Origin of the sequence: Leptospira interrogans (genome assembly GCF_900156205.1) — a bacterium.
GTDB lineage: Bacteria > Spirochaetota > Leptospiria > Leptospirales > Leptospiraceae > Leptospira > Leptospira interrogans.
This window is the reverse complement of sequence record NZ_FTNA01000005.1, coordinates 212,060-232,317: the sequence shown is the minus strand read 5'-3', so window position 1 is coordinate 232,317 and position 20,258 is coordinate 212,060. Positions and strand designations below refer to the sequence as shown.

The following is a 20,258-nucleotide window of genomic DNA, read 5'->3' as shown; positions in this document are numbered from 1 at the left end:
ATGGTATAAAATAATATAATGAGGAAGATGAAAATCAATTAGACATTTGAATTTAAGGAAACGGTTGTTACAGACAAAAATACTGTTAGAAACTCAAAATTAGATGTTTCGATATATCACTCGTAGAGGCAAAACAAGATTTCAGAACCGATTTAGTGAAAACTTCGGGGATTGCAAAGAAATTGCGTTCATTATCGTCTCAAGAATTTTTAATTTTGAAAATTATAATAGCCAGGTAAGATCTTACTTACAGTTTATCCTAAAAAATATAATTTACTGAGATTAATTGTTACAAATTAGAGTTGTTGAAAAATTCCCTAGTTCCGATTAACAAAACTGCTTCAATTGCCCGTTTCCATAAAATAGAAACAGATGGAGAATTAATTTTTCAACAATTCTATTATATTTTTTTATATAGGTTCTTTTATGTTTTTTAAATTCATTTTATCAGTTTTAATTATATTACAATTAAGTTGTAATACTACATCGGCTATTGTATATACTTTTAAAGGGGAAGAAAAAATTTATCCGTATTCTGGAGCGGCACTTGCTTTCGAACGTTTGATTTGGCAGACGTGTCCCCCTAAGCCATTTTCAAAAAGTTTTTGGGACGTATTGGTTCTAATCGATCTTCCTTTTACCCTAGTGTTTGATACCATTCTTTTGCCAGTATCTTTTCCTTATTATTTATACGTAGAATCCGGTTCACCTGGATCTAAAAGTTGGTATTATAAAAAATGGAAAGAAAAACTTTATACTTTTATAGCAAAGAATTCTGCGAACGACATTCTAAATTTGACTTTAGAAGAAAGAGATAGCAGATTCGAATATCAAGAATTGCTAAAGTCTATTTCACGTTTGGAAGAAAGAGTTTTACATTTACAAAAGAAAGGAATTGCTCTCAATAAAGATTTACAGTACTTGATTTCAATTTCGTCTAACGGTAAAATAGATCCAGGTTTACAATTGAAACAACACGTTGAAATTGTAGGAATCATTTATGAACAATTTAGGGAACATCCTGAATTAGAATCTTCCTATGATAGAAATTTATGGGAAAAATATTTTGAAATCGTATGGAGAAACTTTTTTTCTAAAGGGTTTCTAATTCGTAATCCGGATATTTTAAAGAAAATTTTAGACGAATTTTCAAATAAAAAAGATGCAGCCATTTTGTTTCAAGAGATTGCATCTTTCTATTCGGAAGAAGAATATGATAAACAACACTTCTCTTATTTTGTCAAAAGCCCTAGTTCTCAAAATTCTTTTGAATCTTTAGAAACTCGTTCCAACTTAGGATTTCCAATTCCGAAGACAAATCAAGAATTTTGGAAGAATCAAATTCAAATTTTATTGGAACTAGATAGAATGATTCGTAGAGATTTTACTCATTTAAAAAATAGTTTAGATCCAGTTTGGGAAGAGGCAATTTCATCCGGAGTAGTTTCTTATAATCAAACTGCTTTGGAAAAAGTGTTTCAAGAGTTTCCGAAAGAAACAAAAGTTTCTATTGGAAATATATTTAAAAAAGTAATAGATAGTAATAATCTTGATTCTATACAGTTTGTAGGAAGGCATATTTCCGATTTTAGTATATATTTTGCATCTGATAGAGATATGATTCTTAGAGTCCTTGGATCTCCTAAGATACTTGAAAAATTATTACAAGCGGGACTGGATCCGAATCGGATCTATGGATATAAAAAAAGTGTATTCGTTAATGACAGATGGATCGATGGGATTGAAGAAGATACTTTTTTGATACTTTGTTTAGAGGATAGTAAAGAAACATCCATAAGTTCATTACAATTATTATTGAAATACGGAGCTAAAACGGATTTGGCTGTAAAAAGATATTCTCGTGGAAAAGAGTATTTATATAGTCCTCATGCTGTCTTAGAAAATCCTGATTATGATTTTTCTCTTAAACGTAAGATATTTACAGAATGGACGAAAAAGAAAGTTAAGTAGCGTGAGTTTGGCGTAAGAATATCTGGGCGAATAATAAATTCAATGCTGCTCTCTATCATAACCACAAATATTTGATCTCAATATAAATCTGTCGGAGTTACGACAAATCCTCTGTAAAACTTAGTTCCCACCTCACAACGCGATTCATAGAGAGCGTTGTGTTGAGTTTTCCTCGCATCAATCTCTTTCGTATTGGTTATACCGAACTCACGTTACTATGTTGAGCTTGTTTAAAAAACTTAGAATGTAGGATCTCCTTCAAAAAGTTAACAATTCTCAGTCAGACACAATTTTTGAGAATTTCTACATCTTTGGTAAAATAGTCCGTTAATGTTTGGTAGTATTTTTATGCACCCGCATAGTAGATATCTGCAAGTTTTTGAATAATTCAATTTTTATAATGTTCTCTAAAATTTTAGAACAATGATTTAACGTGAGTTTGTAGAGAAAAAGATTTCACTGTAAACTAGATGATTCGTGAGAGCTCCTACAGATTTGTCATCATGCAAATTTTAAAACGTTCATTTTTCGCGAATAGAGTTGTTGAGAAAAAACATCTACAAACGATTTTCTATTCGTTTTCATGAAAAAAACGGAAGAAAGTTAATTTTTTAACAACTCTATTGGAATTCCTACATTTTATTTTTTATGGAAAAATTAGGTTTCATAAAACAAAATCTTACACCGAATTTACTTTATTTAACATAGAATAGATGACTTTCCTATAATTTCAGTTTAGAAAAACGATTGAAGTAAATAAAGGTTTGGATTTAAATTTATGAAAGAAGGAGCCAGTTTTATGTATTCAAAGTATTTCATTTGGTTTATGACTTTAGGAATTTTTTTACCATTAGCGGGGATTTTTGCAAAGGGAAGTTTTTATGATTTCAAAGTAAAAGACATCAAAGGAAACGAAGTGTCTCTTTCTAAATATAAGGGAAAGGTAGTGATGGTGGTGAACGTAGCTTCTAAATGTGGTTATACCTATCAATACGAACATCTCGAAAAAGTTTATAAAAAATATAAGGATCAAGGATTTGCAGTAGTAGGTTTTCCCGCTAATAATTTTGGAGGCCAAGAACCAGGAACCGATCAAGAAATCGAAACGTTTTGCAGAATTCAAAAAGGTGCAAGTTTTGATATGATGTCTAAAATTTCAGTCAAAGGAAAGGACATTCATCCTTTATATTTTTATCTGATTCAAAATTCTCCAAATCCGGGAGAAGTAGAATGGAACTTCGAAAAAATTTTAATATCAAAAAGTGGAACAATAGAAGCGAGATACCGTTCTTCTGTTGAGCCTGATAGTTCCGCAGTGACTCAAAAAATTGAGACTCTCTTAAAGTGACTGTATGCATTTGAAACATTCTTCTTTAATAGAACTTTTGAATTTAAAATCTCTATAAAATTCTAAACTATTAAAAACTTCAAAATGAAAGTTTTGGAGTTATATTAAAATTGATGCATATTTCAGGCCATAAAATGAAGTATATAATGTTCTATATTACTGATCCCTGCAAAATTGAGTATCTGTAAATGTTGCGGTAAAGTGTCGATTAATGGATGTTCGGTATAATCTAATGCGAAATAGATTGAAATTTAGGAACTCAGAAGAATGCTCTTTCAAACTAAAGCCGTTTTGCTTCTATAATAAATTGCAACTTAAGATTAAATATTGTATTACGTTTTTTTCATGCAATTTATTGACTGGAGCTGAAAACACTCTAAATTTGCCCAGATTTTTTTAAGCTGAATTTCACAGGATTGATGTGTAAACGATTGTGTATTTTATTATATAGTTTTAAGTAAAACAATGTTTTACAATTAAAATTCACAATACTCAATTTTATAGATAGTATTGTAAATTTTATCTATAAAGCATAGCTGTTGAGTTGTCTCAAAACTTATGAAGAATTAAAAAACTATTTTATTTAAATTTTTATCTTGAAAAACATTTAGAATTTTGGTTCGGCAACAAAATAGAAGAATTTTAAAATGATACTACGTAAAATCTTTGTTTGGTGATAGGCTAGAGGTGGTTCTGTGATTCTTACTTTAAGAAAAAACTTCATAGTATTTTTATTCATTATATTAGGAAATACAAATCCAATATTTCCAGATAAAAAATCGGAAATTAAAGAAATTCCAATACCAGCGTCTATTCAAAGTGGGTCTACCGGAGAATTTGTAGATTCTGATATGATTTTTAAAAAATTAGAAAATTATGATGTTTTGATATTCGGGGAGGAGCATGATGACGTAGTGGGGCATAGAATTCGCCTGTATTGGTTTCAGAAAATTGCTTTGAAAACTCCTGTAATTTTATCTTTGGAAATGTTGGAAAGGGATCAGCAAAAAACTTTGGATGAATATTTGACAGGTCAGATCACGGAAACGGCTTATTTAAATTCTCTGACACTTTGGCCCAATTATATTCGGGATTATCATCCTTTTATTAAATTTGCAAAAGAACATAAAATTCCAGTGCTTGCGTCTAACGTTCCTAGAAAATACGTAAATTTAGTAGCTTCTAATGGACTTGAAGCACTGTTTCGGATTCGTTCCGTGTTTTTACCTCCAAAATATTTGATCCGTAAATTTTCCCAGGAAACTTATGAGATCAAAATCAAAAATACTCTCAGAAAACATCCTGGAGCAAGTTCGGAAAATAGATTTATAGACGCTCAGTATCTTTGGGACGCAGGAATGGCGGACTCGATCGCGAACATTTTTTTGATGAAAAATAGAAAAGTGATTCATATTAACGGTCGTTTTCATAGCGACGAGGGGCTCGGTGTCACCCATCGATTGAGAGAGTTAGGTTTGAAGATTCTTTCGATTTCTATGTTTCCTTTGAAGGAAGGTGACGTAGTTCCGACCGAAATACTCAAGGGTTGTGATTTTACAGTGATTACGGAAAGGAGAGAAAAAGAGAATTAAATTGCTTGTCTGGAATTCGTACATTTTCCGACAATTATGAAGATGATGGAGACTGGGATTCAGACTCTAAAAACGACTCGATTTTTATGTCCTGAATGTGGAACTACTTCTAGGCTTCCGGAAGGAGTTCCTACCGGTTCTGTTTTTAGACTTACTTGCTATCAATGTGGGCACAAGGTTTTGGTGAGAGCGGATATTCCAAAAGTTCCGGCTCCAGTTCAGCCATCCGACAAAATTTTGCGTCATCCGGAATTACCTAAAAATGTAGGAACTCCTAAATTGCAGTCTGCTCCACAGTTTCAGCCTGAGCCGACAATTCCCCAAACATCCGGGCCCGGAATTTTTGAAAAACTTTCCGAGATTCAGAATAGACTGCGACAGAAATTGTGGGAACTCACACAAAAATTTAGGGAAATAAAAAAGAATCGAGTTGAATCCGATACCGTTCTATCGAGTTCGCATTCACTTCTTAGAAAAGAAAAGATTACATTCGAAAAAAAACCGTTTTTAACCGTTAGACGAGAAATTGGGGCAAATGGCCAACATACAGTCAAAACACTTGCTGAAAGACTCAGAGAACAAATAGGCAATCGTAATATCCGACTTCCGAATGTGATTTTACTTTCTTTGGGAGCGGTTATTTCTCTACTTCTTTTGGGAATGATCCTTTTTTGGGTGGGAGTTATTACTCGAGAGTCGGAACTCAAAGAGATGATTTCTTTATTCTATAATCATCAACCTTCTGTGATCTACGATCGGGATGGAAAAAAGGTCTCTGAAATTTTTGCAAAAAAAACGAGTAATCTGGAATGGGACGCTTATCCTGAAAACCTGAAAAAGATCGTGCTGTTGGTAGAAGATCGTAAATTTTTTTCCCACGGCGGAATCAATTATATGTCTTTACTCCGTGCGATTTTTGTAAACATTACAAGTTTTCGATTTAAACAAGGGGCTTCCACCATCACACAACAGCTCGCAAGGATCTTGTTAGACGATAGGGAAAAAAGTCTCGTCCGAAAGATCAAAGAGGCGCAGCTTGCTTTTGCTTTAGAATATTCATATGAAAAAAAGCAAATATTCTTATATTATTTAAATAATGTATATTTAGGACACGGGGCGTTTGGATTTGCGAGCGCAGCAGAATTTTATTTCAAAAAAACTCCTTCTGAACTCAATACGGAAGAAATGATTGTACTTGCTTCCTTGGCTTCTGCCCCAAATCGTTTTTCACCTTTGAAAAATCCTGATCTTTCTAGACAAAGGGTCAACGCGATCATTCACTCTTTTAGGGAGGATCAAATCCTAAAGGAAAATCCCAAGGCAAAGCTCGATGAAATTTATCTTTCTTTTCACATGAGATCTCCCGGAGAAACCGTATTTGGAAATCGAAAGGATCATTCTCCTTATGTAACCGAACACGTACGTAAATTTTTGAATTCTTTATACCCAGATTCCAATATCTACGAAACTGGAGGATTTTCTATTTATACTACTGTTTCTGAGCCAGTTCAAGCGGAACTTCCAAAAATCGTAAAGAACTATGTAGATAACGTGCAGAAAAACGGGTTGGTCCGGAAAACAAGACTTACAGATAATAAAAATTCTAGCGAAACCGCTGTTTTTAGAAGATATATACAAGATCTTTCGCCAGCGTTAGAATTATTTATCGATACGGATTCTTTTGGTGGTCAAAACGAATCTGGATTGCAAGTAGCGTTAGTCGCCGTTGATCCTTCAACTGGAGAGATTCTATTGATGCACGGTGGTTCCGAATTTAAAGCGGATAATCAATTGGACAGAACTACTGCTATGAAACGTCAAACCGGATCTTCTATCAAACCGATTTTATATTCCGCAGCGATAGAGACCGGACTGATCAACGCTTCTTCTCGAATTTTAGACGCACCGTTAATTTATAGAAATCAAACCGGAAACTGGATGCCTGAAAATATTGGAAATCAATACGACGGAGATATTAGCGTTAGGCTTGCTTTAGCAAAATCTAAAAATACCGCAGCGGTTCAAATTGCTGAGAAGTTAGGAATATCAAAGATTCAAGATTTTTTTCAAAAATATTTTTTCCCTGATTTGAAAGTATTATCTTCTAGATTTAGAGGAGATCTTTCCTTAGCTTTAGGTTCTTTAGAAATTTCGCCATTGGAAATGGCTCTTGCTTATTCTGCGTTTGCAAATGACGGAGTGATCAAACGTCCTTATCTAATTCAAAAGATCACGGATCGATCTGGAAAGATTGTATTTGAAAGAAAATCTACGGATGAGTTCGGTTTAAAAGTTCCGGAAGAAAGAAAGGTAGTATCTTCTCAGGTCGCAGAGATAATGATCGACCTACTTCATGGGAGCGCAAATTCTGCAGGAGTAAGAAGTACTGGATATAGAGGAGAAGTTGCAGGTAAAACTGGAACCACAAACGACAACAGAGATAACTGGTTTGTGGGAGTAAAACCCGGAATGTCAATGGCGATTTGGTTAGGATACGATGATCCTAGTTACGGACTCGGCTCATCCGCGTTAGGTGGAACTGTCGCGGCTCCTCTTTGGGGAACCGTTGCTAAAATTTTCGAAGCGGCGGAAGGTTCGGACGAAAGAAGAAAATATTCCATTAGTGAACATGCAATTAGCACAACCGTCTGTGAAGAATCAGGTAAACTTCCCGGTCCTTCTTGTAAACATCCTAGAAAGGAACTTTTTAAGAACGGAACTGTACCTTCTGAAGTTTGTCCCCTAAATCACGGAACGGATGTAAAGCGAGAAGTCCTTCGTAATGTATTTTAAAATTTATTATTTTATTATTATATTCTTAATTTTTATCTATAGCCTACATTCTGTTTCTTATGAAGAAGCGTATGCGATGGAAAAAGAAGATCCGTTGTTTTCAATCCCTTTATACGAAGAATTAGTTCGAACTTCACAAAAATCGGATATACGTAAAACCGCGTCTTCTAGACTTTTTTTTCTTTATGAGAAATATCGCAAATACATTCCCGCTATTTTAATCATGATTCGTTCTGGAAAAATTACGGATAAAAAAGGAAAATATCCTGCGATCGTAACAGAACTTGCGAACGGTTTGAATGTAAGTCCTTTTGCGTTGGTTTCTGTTGTTTCCGGTTGTAGTAAACCAATTCCAAAACCAGATGCTTTTTTTCAAGAAGTCAAATCGGTACAATCAAAAGAAGAATTTATCGAGGAGGAAATACCTACAATACAAACGTTCGAAACCGTTGTAATTCCAGAGATGCCGTTATTGTTTAAAATCCTTTTAAAAAAGGAAAATGCTTCGCTCTATAAGGTTTGTTATGCGGTAAAGATCAAAACGGGTGACTTTGACGGTTGGGAAAAAATACACGCTTTTGGAGAAATGAAAGGAGTTTTATCTTCCGAAACTTCTTTGGCTTTGCGTATCAGTTTTACTCTTCATTCGGGAAGAGGTAGTGCCTATAAAAGAATCTATTCAGGCGGCAAACTGAAAATGTTAAGCGAAGAAGGTAAATCGGATCTTTTGTATTTATATGGAAAGTTTCTTAGAAACTTAGGAAAATACGATTCTTCTGCGAGATACTTTTGGATGAGCGGTTCTTATGCTAATAAAGAGCGAAGTGAAATTGAAACTGCAAAAACCCTTTTGATCTCTGGAAGAAAACAGGAAGCTTGTTCTAATCTTTCGAAAAAGTTTTCTCCAGGAGATGAATCGGAAGAACTTTTATCCAGGGTGTGTTTTAAAAATTTTGAAAGTAGCTCTGGGCTGTTAAAAGTTATAAGTCTTTTGAACGCCGATACTGCTGACCCTGTGTTTGAATATTTTTTAGGAAAAAACGTTTTAGATAAAACGGAAGAATCTGATTCTGATGAAGCAGATTCTAATTATGGTAAACTTTTGGATGAAAAATTATTTTCCGGAGAAAAAAATCCCACACCTTTTTGGGATTATCGAAGAATGAGAACTGAGTTTAACATTTCTAACCAACCTTCATTTATTTGTAAGTATGGGAAGGGCTCTCTATTTCAGAAAAGTTTAATACAACCTCAATATTGTGTTCCTTTTCCTGAATTTTCTTTGGATGCGATTTTAGCAACTCCTTTGTTTACTTCAGATCAAGAAGAGTTGAGTTTAATTTTTTCCAATTCTTCCTATAATCCGATACCGGTTCAAATCATCTTTGCGAATTCGGATGGTTTAGAGTCTTCGTTTCAAATGAGGAATTTAGTATATCGTAAATCTCTAAATCGTTTTTTTGTAGAGGGCTTTTCAAGCGATAATCAATATAAATTTTATTCGGTCGATTTAAAGAAAATTTCTGTAAACGTATTGGATTTAAAATAGAGTTTTTGAAAAATTCCATCTATTATCAATAAAACGGTGTTATTCGTTTGTTTTAGAACTTGTTCAAAAAATCATAAAACTAACGTGAGTTTTTGGAGATTATGGGAAAGAATTTTCTAAAAGTATGAGTTCTTACAATTTAAGGATTTGTTCGTAAAATCGTGATTTGTGGTAGTTCCTACAGATTAAGTCTCTTAAAACAAAATAGAGTTTTTGAATAGTTCTTTTTGCTATTATAAATTGTAAAAGTTCTCACATTTTAGATAAGATCTGCACAATTCAGATCTCAACTTTTTTCAGAAAAATGAATCTTGGTTCTTATGCCGAACTCACTTTAAAATGAATCATTTTTGAATTTTCAATAAAATGTGGTGTTCCTATAGGTTAAGTCACATTATAAATTTTTAAGCATTCATTTTTTTTTGTGATTTAACTCGTATGAGTAGTTCCTACATTTTCAAAATTTAATCGTAAAACATCAATCTTATGGTAGTTCCCACATTTTTTATTTTTTACGGAAAACTCTGGTTTTATAAAAAAATCTCTTACTTTCAATTCACGTTAAATAAAAAAGATAAACGAGTGATGAGAGTGCTTGTTTGAGGATTTTTTAAAATTATTATTTTAAAATCCAGATACTAAAATGTAGGAACTCTTACATAAACTGATTGTCATAAAATTTAAAAAGAAACCACGATCGATGATGTTTAAGTCATAACAAAATGTAATAGTTCCCACAAATTAAGTCTCTTCGGGAGATTTATAGATTTTTAAACAGTGAGCTTGTCCCAAAACCTAAAGGAATTTGCGTGATAATTCTTTAGAAATTTTTAATAAAATAATGTAAGTTCCTACAAAAACCGTCATATTTGCGAACCTTCAAGTTCTAATATTTAGTATGAGTTCCTACATATATATAAATTTTAGAACTACCTCAAAGCAAAAATTCAATTTAAAAAGTAGAATTCTACTTGAGAAAGTAAAAAAGTTCGATAGTAAAGGGTCACAAATTTTTTGATTTAAGGAAAATTGTGAACGTGATCCTATCTAATTTCAATCATCCTAGATTTAAAGAGAACGATTCGAAGGGGCATTATGAAAGTTGGTTTGTTAGAGCTAATCATCCTAACACTTGTAAGGCGATATGGATTCGTTATACGATTTTTTCTCCAAAAAACTTTCCCGAAAAGGCAATGGGCGAACTTTGGGCGATTTATTTTGACGGCGAAAAAAATACTCGGTTCGTTTCTAAGTCTGAATTCCCAATCGATAAATGTAAATTTAATACTACTCCTTTATCTATAATGATAGGAGATTCAGAACTTTCTGATTCTCATCTTAAAGGAAGTGCTGGAAATAAAAAAGATTCCGAAGATTTTTTCTGGGACTTAAATATTTCAAATGGAAGCCCTCCGCTCTTTCTTTTTCCTGAAAACTTATACCAGGGATCTTTTCCAAAAGCGAAAGTTTTAGTCGGAAATCCTTTGGTGAAACTTAATGGTAATTTGAAATTAGATTCGAAAGAGATTCCAGTCCAAGATTGGTTAGGAAGTCATAATCATAACTGGGGTTCCAAACATACGGATCAATATGCTTGGGGACAGGTTGTTGGTTTTGAGGAAGAAATAGATTCTTTTTTAGAACTTGCTACCGCTAATTTAAAAATAGGACCTTTCTGGATTCCTGCAATTACTCCTATCGTATTTCGTTTTAGAGGAAAGGATTATAAACTCAATCATCCTTTTAAAAGTTTTGGAAGGGCTCAGTATCGTTACTTCGATTGGAATTTTTCCGCGAGTTCGAAAGAGATTCAACTTAAAGGTAGAATTTATGCCGAACCCAAGGACTTCGCTTGTCTTCAGTATTGGAATCCTCCCGGTGGTTGGAAATATTGCCTCAATAGTAAGATTGCAAGCACGGAACTATTTGTTAAGAGGAAAGAAGATCTCACTTTCTTAAAACTGACTTCGAGTCGTAAAACCGCGTTTGAAATTCTTACAGACGATCTTTCTCATGGAATGAAGCCGGAAGTTTAGAAAAGAAAAATTATAGGTTCATTTAATTTTTTCTAAAATTTAAAAAATCAGTTTTTAATTATAATAGTTTGGAATTTGTGTGCAATTATTGAGTAAAGGTAGATTCAAAAAATAAAGATTTCTTCTCGCTTAATGAACGTTATGCGTATTTATCTGTAGCTTTCCAAAATGTTTTATCTTTTTCGTTTTTTATTTAGATGATATGTCAACGCCAAAGAAATACAGACTTTCAATTCTTTATTTGGAATAGGATCTTTGACGTTTAAATGAATGGAGCGATTTCCTTCGAACTCAAACTTTTTGGGAAAAAGTTCTTTAAAAGTAGAGATTAAATTTGTCTGACAATGGAAATAGAGTGCGTATTTATCTTCTTTTGATGGAACTTTATCAATTCGAATTGTACTTCCACTTTTTGTTTCCGAAGTAAGATAACTAGGTTGACCCCATTTTAAGGTTTCTTCCAAGGTGCCTACACCTTCAATTGAATTGGCGGTATTAAAAATGAGTTTTCTCAACTCGAGTAACTTTTCGCGGGCCTCGTTAGGATAGTTTTTAAATACTTCGGCAACGTTTGGATCTGTAAATTTTATCTTAGACATTAAAATGATTCCTTGAAAAGTAAAATATAATTAAATATTAATATATTTTTATTTTACTCAGATCTATATAATAGAGTTATTAAGAAATCCAAAGGCGATTAACAAAACTACTTCAATTGACCATTTCATAAAACAGAAACAAGAGGGAGAATTAATTTTCCAACAACTCTAATAAAGTATCTAGTTTTTGCACTGAAACAGTGTTTTGCAATAAAAATTTCCGTTTGTAGTAAGATCTTTTTAAAGACCTTATCGTGGTCTGCCGGGAGAGTCGACGTAATAGGAACAGTTTTGCACCATCGCCGCTTCCAACTTATATTCCAAGTTTCCGTTTTTGTAATAGTACAAACCCGTGTATTCCATGTATTCTTCCACGATCGGTTCGTTTAAATCCTTCAAGACGAAGGTTTGGAGCCGTTTGCCTTGGAACGATTTTGTTCCGGAGGAAGTGACCACTCGATTTCCGATTTGATCCCCTTCCCGAAGATATTGTCTCAAAAAAGGAAACAGCCTTTTTTCCTGGAGGTCGAATAAATAGACGTAACCTGCGTAGTAATTAAAAACGGATTGATAGTAGGTCTTTTGCAGATAACTGTCTTCGAATTTTATACTTCCAGTCCATGAGTCTGGATAAAGTTCACCGAGAAGATCGGATACTTTAGTGTTATCCTCTTTCCCATCGACAACTTCCATCTTTAAGACGCCCACCTTTTGGCCGTCCTTATAGATTTGGTATTGCCATAGATTTCCATCTTTTACAGGAAACAGACAGTTATTTTTTTGTTCTTGATAGGCGTGTACCGTTTTGTTTGGATCGTTAACGATAGGAGCGTAAATAATATGAGTAAAAGTGAATGTAGTTTCATAAAATCATTCCAAAATGAATTTTCGTTCTTCTTTTTTGAGTTTTTGCGGCCAGGGAAATTCGATTTGGTTCATCTTTACGTTCTCTAACTCTTTCAAGCTGAATTCCGGAATGGCAGGTTTGGAAACGAGAGTGACCTGATCGTTTGTAAGACCCATTTCCGAGGCTAAGGCCACCATTTCCTTTTTCAATTCAGCCGCGTTATTTTCCTTTCCTACGATTAAATGAGCCTGATTGTTGCTCGTCACAAGCTCTTCCTTTTTTTTATCCTTGGGTGAAATCGTGATTTTATAGATCTTACGTTTTTTGTCCGAAAAATTTTTGATCGAAAAACGAAAGTTCCTTTTGGCAAAGGGAGGTAGGTTCCTGCCTTCCTGTGTTTCGACTAACGTATATCCTTTTTCGGACGATTGGAAGAGAGAAACCGTGTAGGGTAAAGACTCGTAGCCCATGTTTCTGATCTTACCGGAAATTCCGTTTCCCTGGATCGAAAGATCGGAACCGTACACCGCCAAGTCGGCCCCTCTGTACTGAACCCCGGTGAGTTTTAAAGCAGTATCCGCTTCCGAATGTTCCTGAAAGAATTTTTCGATTTCCTTGAGTTTCTGATCTCTCAATTGTTTGAGTTTAGACAATAGATTGAGAGAGGCTTCCTTTTTTACTTCATTCGGTTCATCGGCGGCTTTTTTTTCCTCTTCAGCGATATTCTCCGAAATCGTCTTTATGTTCAGATCCAATTTTTTCCGAGAGACCACCGGAATTTGTATAGTGGAATAAAAGATTAGAAGAGTATTTTCCGCGTTCACCTGGTAGTTCGCTTCCGGCAGATGACTCGTTCGTACCGTGATTCTGTTTTCCGAATAACCGTTTATTTGATTTTCGTTGAATCGATGTAAGGGGATTCGACGAAGTCTGGAGCCCGTCGGAATGATTTGTTTTTCCTGAGCGAAGGATACGTCGTTTATCAAAACTTCCAGATCGTGGGGTTGAACGTTTGCTCCGTCGTTAAACGGAAGATAGGAACTGATCAGATATAAATCCACGATATTCGTTTCGAACCATTTGCCGTCTTTTTTGAAATAGGCTCGGTTGAGAGTGCGATTCTCGCTGTCTTGTTCCCGAAAAAAGTCGATCTCTCCGTCTTCGTCGTAGTCGTCTCCCGCCATGATGACGTTCCCTTTTTCGGTCAGAGTCCAATGATCCGCTTTATCGTTTCCGTTTGTATCGGAACCTTCTCCTTTCGAAGTCAGCCAAGAAAACTTAGAAGTGAATCCTAAATTTTGAACTTCCTTTTTTTCGAAGTAGGGAACCGTGTAAGACATATGGATGATCGGTCGATTTGTACAGTACCAATCTTTATTTCTCAGACGAACGATCGGATCCAAGCTGACCATTTCAACGGAGTCGGCAGACGCAGCTTCGAAAAGAAAAGGAACTTCTTTTTCGATCCCCGATGAGGAGACATGAAAGGACGCGCTTTGATTTTTTTCCAATCTGTTCGTAGTATAAACCGCAATTTCTAAGGATCCGTCTTTTGGAAATAGATAGTGGTCTACGGAGGGTTCCATTCGTAGCGAATCCGAATTTTTTAAACGGATGGAAAGATTCGCAAGTGTGTCCCCTTTGTTTTTAAAACGAAACTGTTGAACGAGAGGAGTTTTTTTCAGAAGTTCCGTTTCGATTTTAAAATCCGGTTTGGTAATCTCGACCGTTCCCCGGATCGTGTCTAAAATATTTCCCTGTTCGTCCGATATGGAATTTTCCAAGGAATAGGTTCCGGGTAACGTGTCTTGAGCGAAAAATCGCACGGGCAAAGAGAGTACGTTTCCGGGAGGAATTTTGATAAAGGAATCTCCTCCTTCTCCCGTCACACCGTAGAGTAAATTTTTTTCCGCCTTTGAGTTTACTTTGATAGAAACTTCTTTTTCGCCGGAATTTTCTATACGCAGACGTTCAACCACGTTGTAGGAGAGAGGAATTTTAAAGTTCAAACCTTTTTTGGAAAAATATACGGACTTTTTTCCTTTGGATTCGTTTCCGGTTTTAGGCGAAGAGGAGGGAATATTCGAATAATCTAAAATTCCATTTTCGAGATATAAATAACCGTTTTCGGAGTGAATTCCCGAAAGAGCAACGATCATCAGCGACAAAAATAAGCGGTTTCTAAACTTCATCTGATTCTTCCTTGATTTCTTCTTGCAATCAAACTTCGAAGTTGATCGATTTTGGGATTTTTAAACTCGGGTTCCAAGAGTTCCGCTTGGTTTAGGTCGTACTCCGCGCCCGCTAAATTGTTCAATTGATATTTGGAGTAAGCGCGATACAGATAAAGATCCGGGTATTTCTGATTTTCTTGGATGCCTTGATCGAATTGGGACAAAGCTTCTTCGAACTTTTTTCTTTGATAAAAGGAATATCCCAGATACAATCTTGCGTAAAAAAGATGAACTTTATGATGGATGACCTCCTGTAGAAGTTCTTCCGCTTTGGAAAAATCCTTTTTCTTAATTAGAAAAATGGAATAATTGAGCATCGCCGAAAAACTCCCCGGATCGTTTCCCGCAAGGCTCATCGATTTTTCATAATGAATTTCGGCTAACTTGGAATTGTGGTCGTAGGAAAATGCCAGGGCCAAATTGGAATGGAATTTAGAGGAATCTTTGCAGGATACAGCAAGTTGGAAGGAGCGAATTGCCGCTTTAAAGTTCTTCAAACCCATGTATGCCACCCCAAGACGGTTGCAGTGATCGCCTACATTTTCCGTTTCGAAGGAAGAAACTAATTCTTTCACATCTGTGTTTCCGCAGCCTTTCCCACATAAGTTCGTATATTTAGAGGCCGCTTCCGCATAACGTCCCGTTTCGAGCGCGTCTTCGGTTGCCGGTTCCGTAAACAGGGCCCGATTTGTTAGGAGAAAGGCCGGACTTAAAAGGAAATAAAATGCGATTTTACTGACTAAAATTTTTAGATCAAAGATTTTGTTGTAACGTGCGAGTACGTGCATAATTGTTTGCGTAAATTAATCTCCACAATGAATGGAATACGATCTTTTTCCAAAGATTACTCTTTTTTCGGTCGTTTTTATTTTGAGTTGATGGTCTAAGAGAATTTTTTTTACGAAAAAGATTCGAAACGACACCACATTTTACAAAAAGGTGCGATTCTTTGAATCACTTATAAGCCGAACCTTATTACTTTGTAGGAAAATCTTTTTATTTATAGAAGGTCCGGTTTTGTTTACGTAACTTTCGCCGGATGGTTCTTCTCTTTACAGATAAGGATTGAGTTCTATCCGTTTATGGAAGTGCGAAAAACCTAAGCTGGCACTACGTCTGCAGGAGTTAGAGATTCGATATTGTGAGTAAATCCTTCTTTGTCGTGAAAGAGGACGACTAATTTTTCGTTTTCGAAGGAGATTACTTCTACGATCGTATTTGTATGAACGAAAATTCCGTTGTGTAGAAACGTGCGTTTTACGATTTTAACCTTGTCTCCCGGTTTCATTCCGCCTCTTTGTTTAAGTAAATATCTTTACCTTCCTTTTTCATGACGGAAAAAAGATGAATTTGTTTTTGATCCAGACGGGTTCCAATGTCATAGATTGCGTCCGTAAAATCTGCGCCTTCTACGTTTGCACCCGCTAATTTTGCCCAACGAAGATCGGCTCCTCTAAAATTTGAGTTTCTAAGATCTGCGTTGTTTAAAAAAGAACCTCTGAGTTTGGCTCCGGAGAAGTTGGCTCCTACAAAAGAAGAATTTTGTAGAAATGCGTGTCCTAGATTGGCGCCTGAAAAATCGACCCCATCAAGTTTAAGTTTCTCTAATATAATACTGGAAAGGTCTTCGTCTTTGAGAGAACCTTTCGTTTTTAAAATTTCTAATGCTTTCCCGGCGGTGATTCTTTTTTCTTTGGGAACGCCAGCTCCGCTTTCGTAATCGCGCACCGCTTGGAGTAGGGCTGCGACTGCGGATTCGGGATAATTTTTTCTACGTTCAGGAAATTCGAACATGCCTTCGATGTCCGTAGAAGTGATCGATTTGAGTTGGTCGATTGTTTTTCCTTTTGCAAATTCTGTCGCCATCGCAAGAGCTACAATTCCGAACCCACAACCGGTTGTGGTGTAACTTGCGTCTGTGACCGTTTCTGAAGAATCGATTTTTAGATAAATTCGATAACCGTCTCCACAACCAACGTTTCTATAATTAGAAACGACGGTCGCGTCTTCCATTTCACGATAGTTGACTCGATCGTCGTTAATTTGTTTGTACCGTGCAAAGTCCATTACACTCATGAAAGTTTTCCTGCCCGGTTTTTAGACGGCATAAAAAGAAAGAAGAGTTTGTAAACTCTCACTGCATTTTATATTTTTTCTTGAACTTATCTACCCGACCGGTAGTATCCACTAGTTTAGACTTTCCAGTAAAGAAAGGATGACAAGCGGAACAGATCTCAATATTAATATCGCCGATAGAAGTTCTGGTTTCGTATACGGTTCCACAGGATGCACAGCTGATTTTAGCCGCCTTATAGTTTGGATGAATTTCAGTTTTCATAAATTCCCTTGTTGAAACGTTTACTGTGTGTTCATACTGGCTAAAAAGGCGTCGTTTGTTTTAGAAAGCCTCATTTTTTCCAGCAATAATTCCATGCTTTCCGTGATACTCATAGGAGAAAGTACTTTTCGCAGAACAAACACTTTCTGAAGGACGTCTTTGGTAATTAGTAGTTCTTCTTTACGAGTTCCGGATTTATTAATATCGATTGCAGGGAAGATCCGTTTATCAGAAAGTTTCCGATCCAGATGGATCTCCATATTTCCAGTTCCTTTGAATTCTTCAAAGATTACTTCGTCCATCTTGGATCCAGTATCTATCAAAGCAGTGGCGATGATCGTGAGAGAACCACCTTCTTCAATGTTTCTTGCGGCTCCAAAAAATCGTTTTGGTTTATGAAGTGCATTGGAGTCCACTCCACCGGAAAGAATTTTACCGGAAGTTGGAATGACTTGATTGTAGGCCCGAGCCAAACGAGTGATCGAATCTAAAAGTATAACCACGTCTTTTCCATGTTCGACGAGACGTTTTGCTTTTTCGATGACCATCTCGGCGACTTGAACGTGTCTTTGTGCAGGTTCGTCAAATGTGGAAGAAACTACTTCTCCCCGAACGTGACGGGCCATGTCTGTCACTTCTTCGGGACGTTCGTCGATCAGAAGTACAATTAAAGAACATTCCGGATGATTGGATGTAATCGCGTTTGCGATATTCTGCATCAAAATCGTTTTACCGGTTCTGGGAGGTGCTACGATCAAAGCCCTTTGTCCTTTTCCAATTGGACACATTAAATCTAAGATTCTAGTGTCGAGCATCGATGGATCGTATTCCATCTTGAGTCTTTCGTTTGGATAAAGAGGTGTTAAGTTGTCAAATAAGGCGCGTTTACCGGCTACGTCCGGAGTATAACTGTTGACGGTTTCCACTCGGAGCATGGCAAAAAATCGTTCCGATTCTTTGGGAGGACGAATTTGACCTTCTACCGTATCCCCGGTTCTAAGACCGAACAATTTGATCTGAGAAGGAGAAACATAAATGTCATCCGGACCCGGCACGTAGTTGTAATCCGGAGAACGTAAAAATCCATATCCGTCCGGAAGTTTTTCCATAACCCCGGCGGCGTGGACTTGTCCGTCTCTTTCCGCTTGCGCTTGTAAAATGGCAAAGATCAAATTCTGCTTTTTTAAACCGCCGGTATTTTCTACTCCTAAACTTTTGGCGACTTCGATCAAATCAGAAATTGCTTTTTTCTTCAGTTCTACTAGATCGATAGGAGCAGGGGCGGGGCCTTCGTAACCCCCTCGTTTGCGTTTACGAGATCTGGGATCTGAATTTTCGGAAGAATCAAATTCTTGAGATTCTTGGTTTGTACTTTCTTCTTCGAAAGAATCTCCAGAATCGTTTTGGTTGTTATGATTGTGGTTGGAATGTTGGTGTCTGTTTTTATTGTCTCGTCTTGCTGTTGCCATATTAAGAACTACTTGAGTTTTAAAAAGGGAGAAGGATTTCGCCTTTTTGAGATTTTATTTTTGAGAATTCAGAGTGGAGAAGAGATCAGTTAGATCGGCTCTAACCATGAGATAACGGATAGGAACGGTAGTTGTCAACGAAATTATTCAGCGACGGCTTCTTTTTTTTACAGCGGTTTTAGAAGAAGAGTTCTTTTTTACTCTATTCTTACCGGATTTCTTAGGAGTGGAAGTTTGTTTGGAAACCTCGGTGGATTTTGAAGTTTGTTTTTTTAAACTCGGACGTTTCTCATTTTTATTAGGCTGGGTTTCTGTAGAATCAACGGTTGTGGACGTTTTTTTACGGGGAATCGGATTTTCTCTCGAAAGGGAATAACGATTTTGTAGATCTAAAAATTTGATTCTATTTTGAAGTGTGGTTCTAGGAACTCCTAATTGTAGAGCGGTATGGGATATATTGTCTTGGTTTGCTTTTAAAGAATAAAAGATAAATGAACTTTCCACTTCTTTAAGCATAGTTTCCAGCGGAAGTTTTTGTAAAAACGCGTCCCGGATGGATGGGAATTCCAGTCCACTTTCGTCCTGGCGTCCTAATACGGCTTTAGGTGTTATGAAATGATAGAGATATCCTACTATTTTGGAGTTTTGTTTGAGAACGATGATTCTTACGTTACATTCTAGTTCGGTCACATAGGTTTGTAGAGAAAAGGTGGAACTTCCATCTAATCGAAGTTCGTTGGTCTTTAGATAATCCGCTAAAAGATTTTTACTCATTTCCTTAAGTAATCTTTCCGCTTGTTGGATTGAATCCCGAAAGTATTTTTTAGGCAGAATATTTTGTTCAAAGGTTTCGTTGTAAAATAGGGAACCTCCTTCCAAATCGGTTGCTAAAAGTCCGTCCGGAAAATTTTGAAGTATAAGTTCCATAAACCAAAAACGGGAATTTTGTTCTTTTTCTTGTTTTTGAACTTCGGTTATGGGAGGTGCACTTGGACGATTGGCTGAGACGAGTTGTCCTAGTTCCGCCATCAATTGTATCTTGTCCCATTCTTCTTTTTTTTCGCCGGTTGTAGATAAAACCGGAATTGATTTTTGTCTTTGAAAGTATTGAAAGAAAGATTCTGGAATTTCTGTTTCTAAAAATGATTCCGGAATTTGTGCATATTCTTTTTCGGAATTACTTAAATCAGCCATTTCCATTTGGATCAATTTGCGAGATAACAAGCCGATCAGTTTTCCTGAGTTATCTACGACGGGTAGATGTGTCGATGGTGTAAGTAGAAAATATTTGTAAATGGTTTCTATTTTCATGAGAGTAAATTAGTGCCGGTTTTACGTCAGAATACTTTTATTTTTTGGTCTGTAAGAAAATTCTTCTCTTTTTTTAGTTTAGAACTATAAGTGTGAACCCTTCGGTTTTCCCCTAAAATTTGGTGATAATGGTATTTTAAGAATATCTATTTATCTTGAGTTTTTATCTAA

Annotated in this window: 15 protein-coding genes; 6 read left to right on the top strand and 9 right to left on the bottom strand. The window is 36.0% G+C overall.

Annotation, left to right across the window (positions count from 1 at the left end; translation table 11 throughout):
- Positions 1-426: 426 nt before the first annotated feature.
- From BW942_RS06585 to BW942_RS06560, 6 genes are all read left to right on the top strand, one after another.
- Positions 427-1,971, top strand: a complete 1,545-nt coding sequence (locus tag BW942_RS06585) for a YceK/YidQ family lipoprotein (protein WP_000465279.1) — start codon at positions 427-429, stop codon at positions 1,969-1,971.
- Positions 1,972-2,749: 778 nt separating this feature from the next.
- A complete protein-coding gene (locus BW942_RS06580; protein WP_000657852.1) occupies positions 2,750-3,319 on the top strand; it encodes a glutathione peroxidase in 570 nt (189 codons plus the stop codon).
- Positions 3,320-4,014: 695 nt separating this feature from the next.
- A complete protein-coding gene (locus BW942_RS06575) occupies positions 4,015-4,911 on the top strand; it encodes a ChaN family lipoprotein (RefSeq protein ID WP_000604122.1) in 897 nt (298 codons plus the stop codon).
- Positions 4,912-4,947: 36 nt separating this feature from the next.
- Positions 4,948-7,704: a transglycosylase domain-containing protein gene (locus tag BW942_RS06570; RefSeq protein ID WP_000783273.1), complete on the top strand. Its 2,757-nt coding sequence runs from the start codon at positions 4,948-4,950 to the stop codon at positions 7,702-7,704.
- Positions 7,694-9,253 (top strand): hypothetical protein, encoded by a 1,560-nt coding sequence (locus BW942_RS06565; RefSeq protein WP_000273657.1) that lies wholly within the window; start codon positions 7,694-7,696, stop codon positions 9,251-9,253. The genes BW942_RS06570 and BW942_RS06565 overlap by 11 nt, the downstream gene beginning before the upstream one ends.
- Before the next feature lie 1,037 nt (positions 9,254-10,290).
- Positions 10,291-11,289: a hypothetical protein gene (locus BW942_RS06560; protein WP_002082862.1), complete on the top strand. Its 999-nt coding sequence runs from the start codon at positions 10,291-10,293 to the stop codon at positions 11,287-11,289.
- A gap of 173 nt (positions 11,290-11,462) precedes the next feature.
- Here BW942_RS06560 and BW942_RS06555 read toward each other — a convergent pair whose 3' ends face one another.
- From BW942_RS06555 to BW942_RS06515, 9 genes are all read right to left on the bottom strand, one after another.
- Positions 11,463-11,888, bottom strand: a complete 426-nt coding sequence (locus BW942_RS06555; RefSeq protein ID WP_000034818.1) for a DUF1801 domain-containing protein — start codon at positions 11,886-11,888, stop codon at positions 11,463-11,465.
- A 249-nt stretch (positions 11,889-12,137) separates the two neighbouring features.
- Entirely contained in the window at positions 12,138-12,581 is a 444-nt protein-coding gene (locus BW942_RS06550) for a hypothetical protein (RefSeq protein ID WP_000454196.1), read from the bottom strand.
- A 177-nt stretch (positions 12,582-12,758) separates the two neighbouring features.
- Complete coding sequence (locus BW942_RS06545) at positions 12,759-14,927, bottom strand: hypothetical protein (protein WP_000672174.1); 2,169 nt, start codon at positions 14,925-14,927, stop codon at positions 12,759-12,761.
- The gene (locus BW942_RS06540) at positions 14,924-15,757 is read right to left on the bottom strand and encodes a tetratricopeptide repeat protein (RefSeq protein ID WP_001983198.1); all 834 of its coding nucleotides are present in this window, start codon (positions 15,755-15,757) and stop codon (positions 14,924-14,926) included. The genes BW942_RS06545 and BW942_RS06540 overlap by 4 nt, the downstream gene beginning before the upstream one ends.
- Before the next feature lie 311 nt (positions 15,758-16,068).
- On the bottom strand, positions 16,069-16,257 hold the full coding sequence (locus BW942_RS06535; protein ID WP_000802251.1) for a hypothetical protein: 189 nt from the start codon (positions 16,255-16,257) through the stop codon (positions 16,069-16,071).
- Entirely contained in the window at positions 16,254-17,045 is a 792-nt protein-coding gene (locus tag BW942_RS06530; protein ID WP_000115243.1) for a pentapeptide repeat-containing protein, read from the bottom strand. The genes BW942_RS06535 and BW942_RS06530 overlap by 4 nt, the downstream gene beginning before the upstream one ends.
- A 58-nt stretch (positions 17,046-17,103) precedes the next feature.
- The gene (rpmE, locus tag BW942_RS06525) at positions 17,104-17,307 is read right to left on the bottom strand and encodes a 50S ribosomal protein L31 (RefSeq protein ID WP_000845534.1); all 204 of its coding nucleotides are present in this window, start codon (positions 17,305-17,307) and stop codon (positions 17,104-17,106) included.
- Between the two features lie 20 nt (positions 17,308-17,327).
- Positions 17,328-18,776: a transcription termination factor Rho gene (rho, locus tag BW942_RS06520; protein ID WP_000179609.1), complete on the bottom strand. Its 1,449-nt coding sequence runs from the start codon at positions 18,774-18,776 to the stop codon at positions 17,328-17,330.
- A gap of 147 nt (positions 18,777-18,923) precedes the next feature.
- Positions 18,924-20,087, bottom strand: coding sequence for a CBS domain-containing protein (locus BW942_RS06515; RefSeq protein WP_000687885.1), 1,164 nt, complete (start codon positions 20,085-20,087; stop codon positions 18,924-18,926).
- Positions 20,088-20,258 lie beyond the last annotated feature (171 nt).

Bases quoted from the DNA above. Each gene is read 5' to 3' on its own strand.
- BW942_RS06535 (WP_000802251.1), bottom strand. From the start codon at position 16,257: ATGAAACCGGGAGACAAGGTTAAAATCGTAAAACGCACGTTTCTACAC.
- BW942_RS06565 (WP_000273657.1), top strand. From the start codon at position 7,694: ATGTATTTTAAAATTTATTATTTTATTATTATATTCTTAATTTTTATC.
- BW942_RS06550 (WP_000454196.1), bottom strand. From the start codon at position 12,581: ATGGAAGTTGTCGATGGGAAAGAGGATAACACTAAAGTATCCGATCTT.
- BW942_RS06555 (WP_000034818.1), bottom strand. From the start codon at position 11,888: ATGTCTAAGATAAAATTTACAGATCCAAACGTTGCCGAAGTATTTAAA.
- BW942_RS06540 (WP_001983198.1), bottom strand. From the start codon at position 15,757: ATGCACGTACTCGCACGTTACAACAAAATCTTTGATCTAAAAATTTTA.
- BW942_RS06570 (WP_000783273.1), top strand. From the start codon at position 4,948: ATGAAGATGATGGAGACTGGGATTCAGACTCTAAAAACGACTCGATTT.
- BW942_RS06545 (WP_000672174.1), bottom strand. From the start codon at position 14,927: ATGAAGTTTAGAAACCGCTTATTTTTGTCGCTGATGATCGTTGCTCTT.
- BW942_RS06580 (WP_000657852.1), top strand. From the start codon at position 2,750: ATGAAAGAAGGAGCCAGTTTTATGTATTCAAAGTATTTCATTTGGTTT.
- BW942_RS06530 (WP_000115243.1), bottom strand. From the start codon at position 17,045: ATGAGTGTAATGGACTTTGCACGGTACAAACAAATTAACGACGATCGA.
- BW942_RS06515 (WP_000687885.1), bottom strand. From the start codon at position 20,087: ATGAAAATAGAAACCATTTACAAATATTTTCTACTTACACCATCGACA.
- BW942_RS06585 (WP_000465279.1), top strand. From the start codon at position 427: ATGTTTTTTAAATTCATTTTATCAGTTTTAATTATATTACAATTAAGT.
- rho (WP_000179609.1), bottom strand. From the start codon at position 18,776: ATGGCAACAGCAAGACGAGACAATAAAAACAGACACCAACATTCCAAC.
- rpmE (WP_000845534.1), bottom strand. From the start codon at position 17,307: ATGAAAACTGAAATTCATCCAAACTATAAGGCGGCTAAAATCAGCTGT.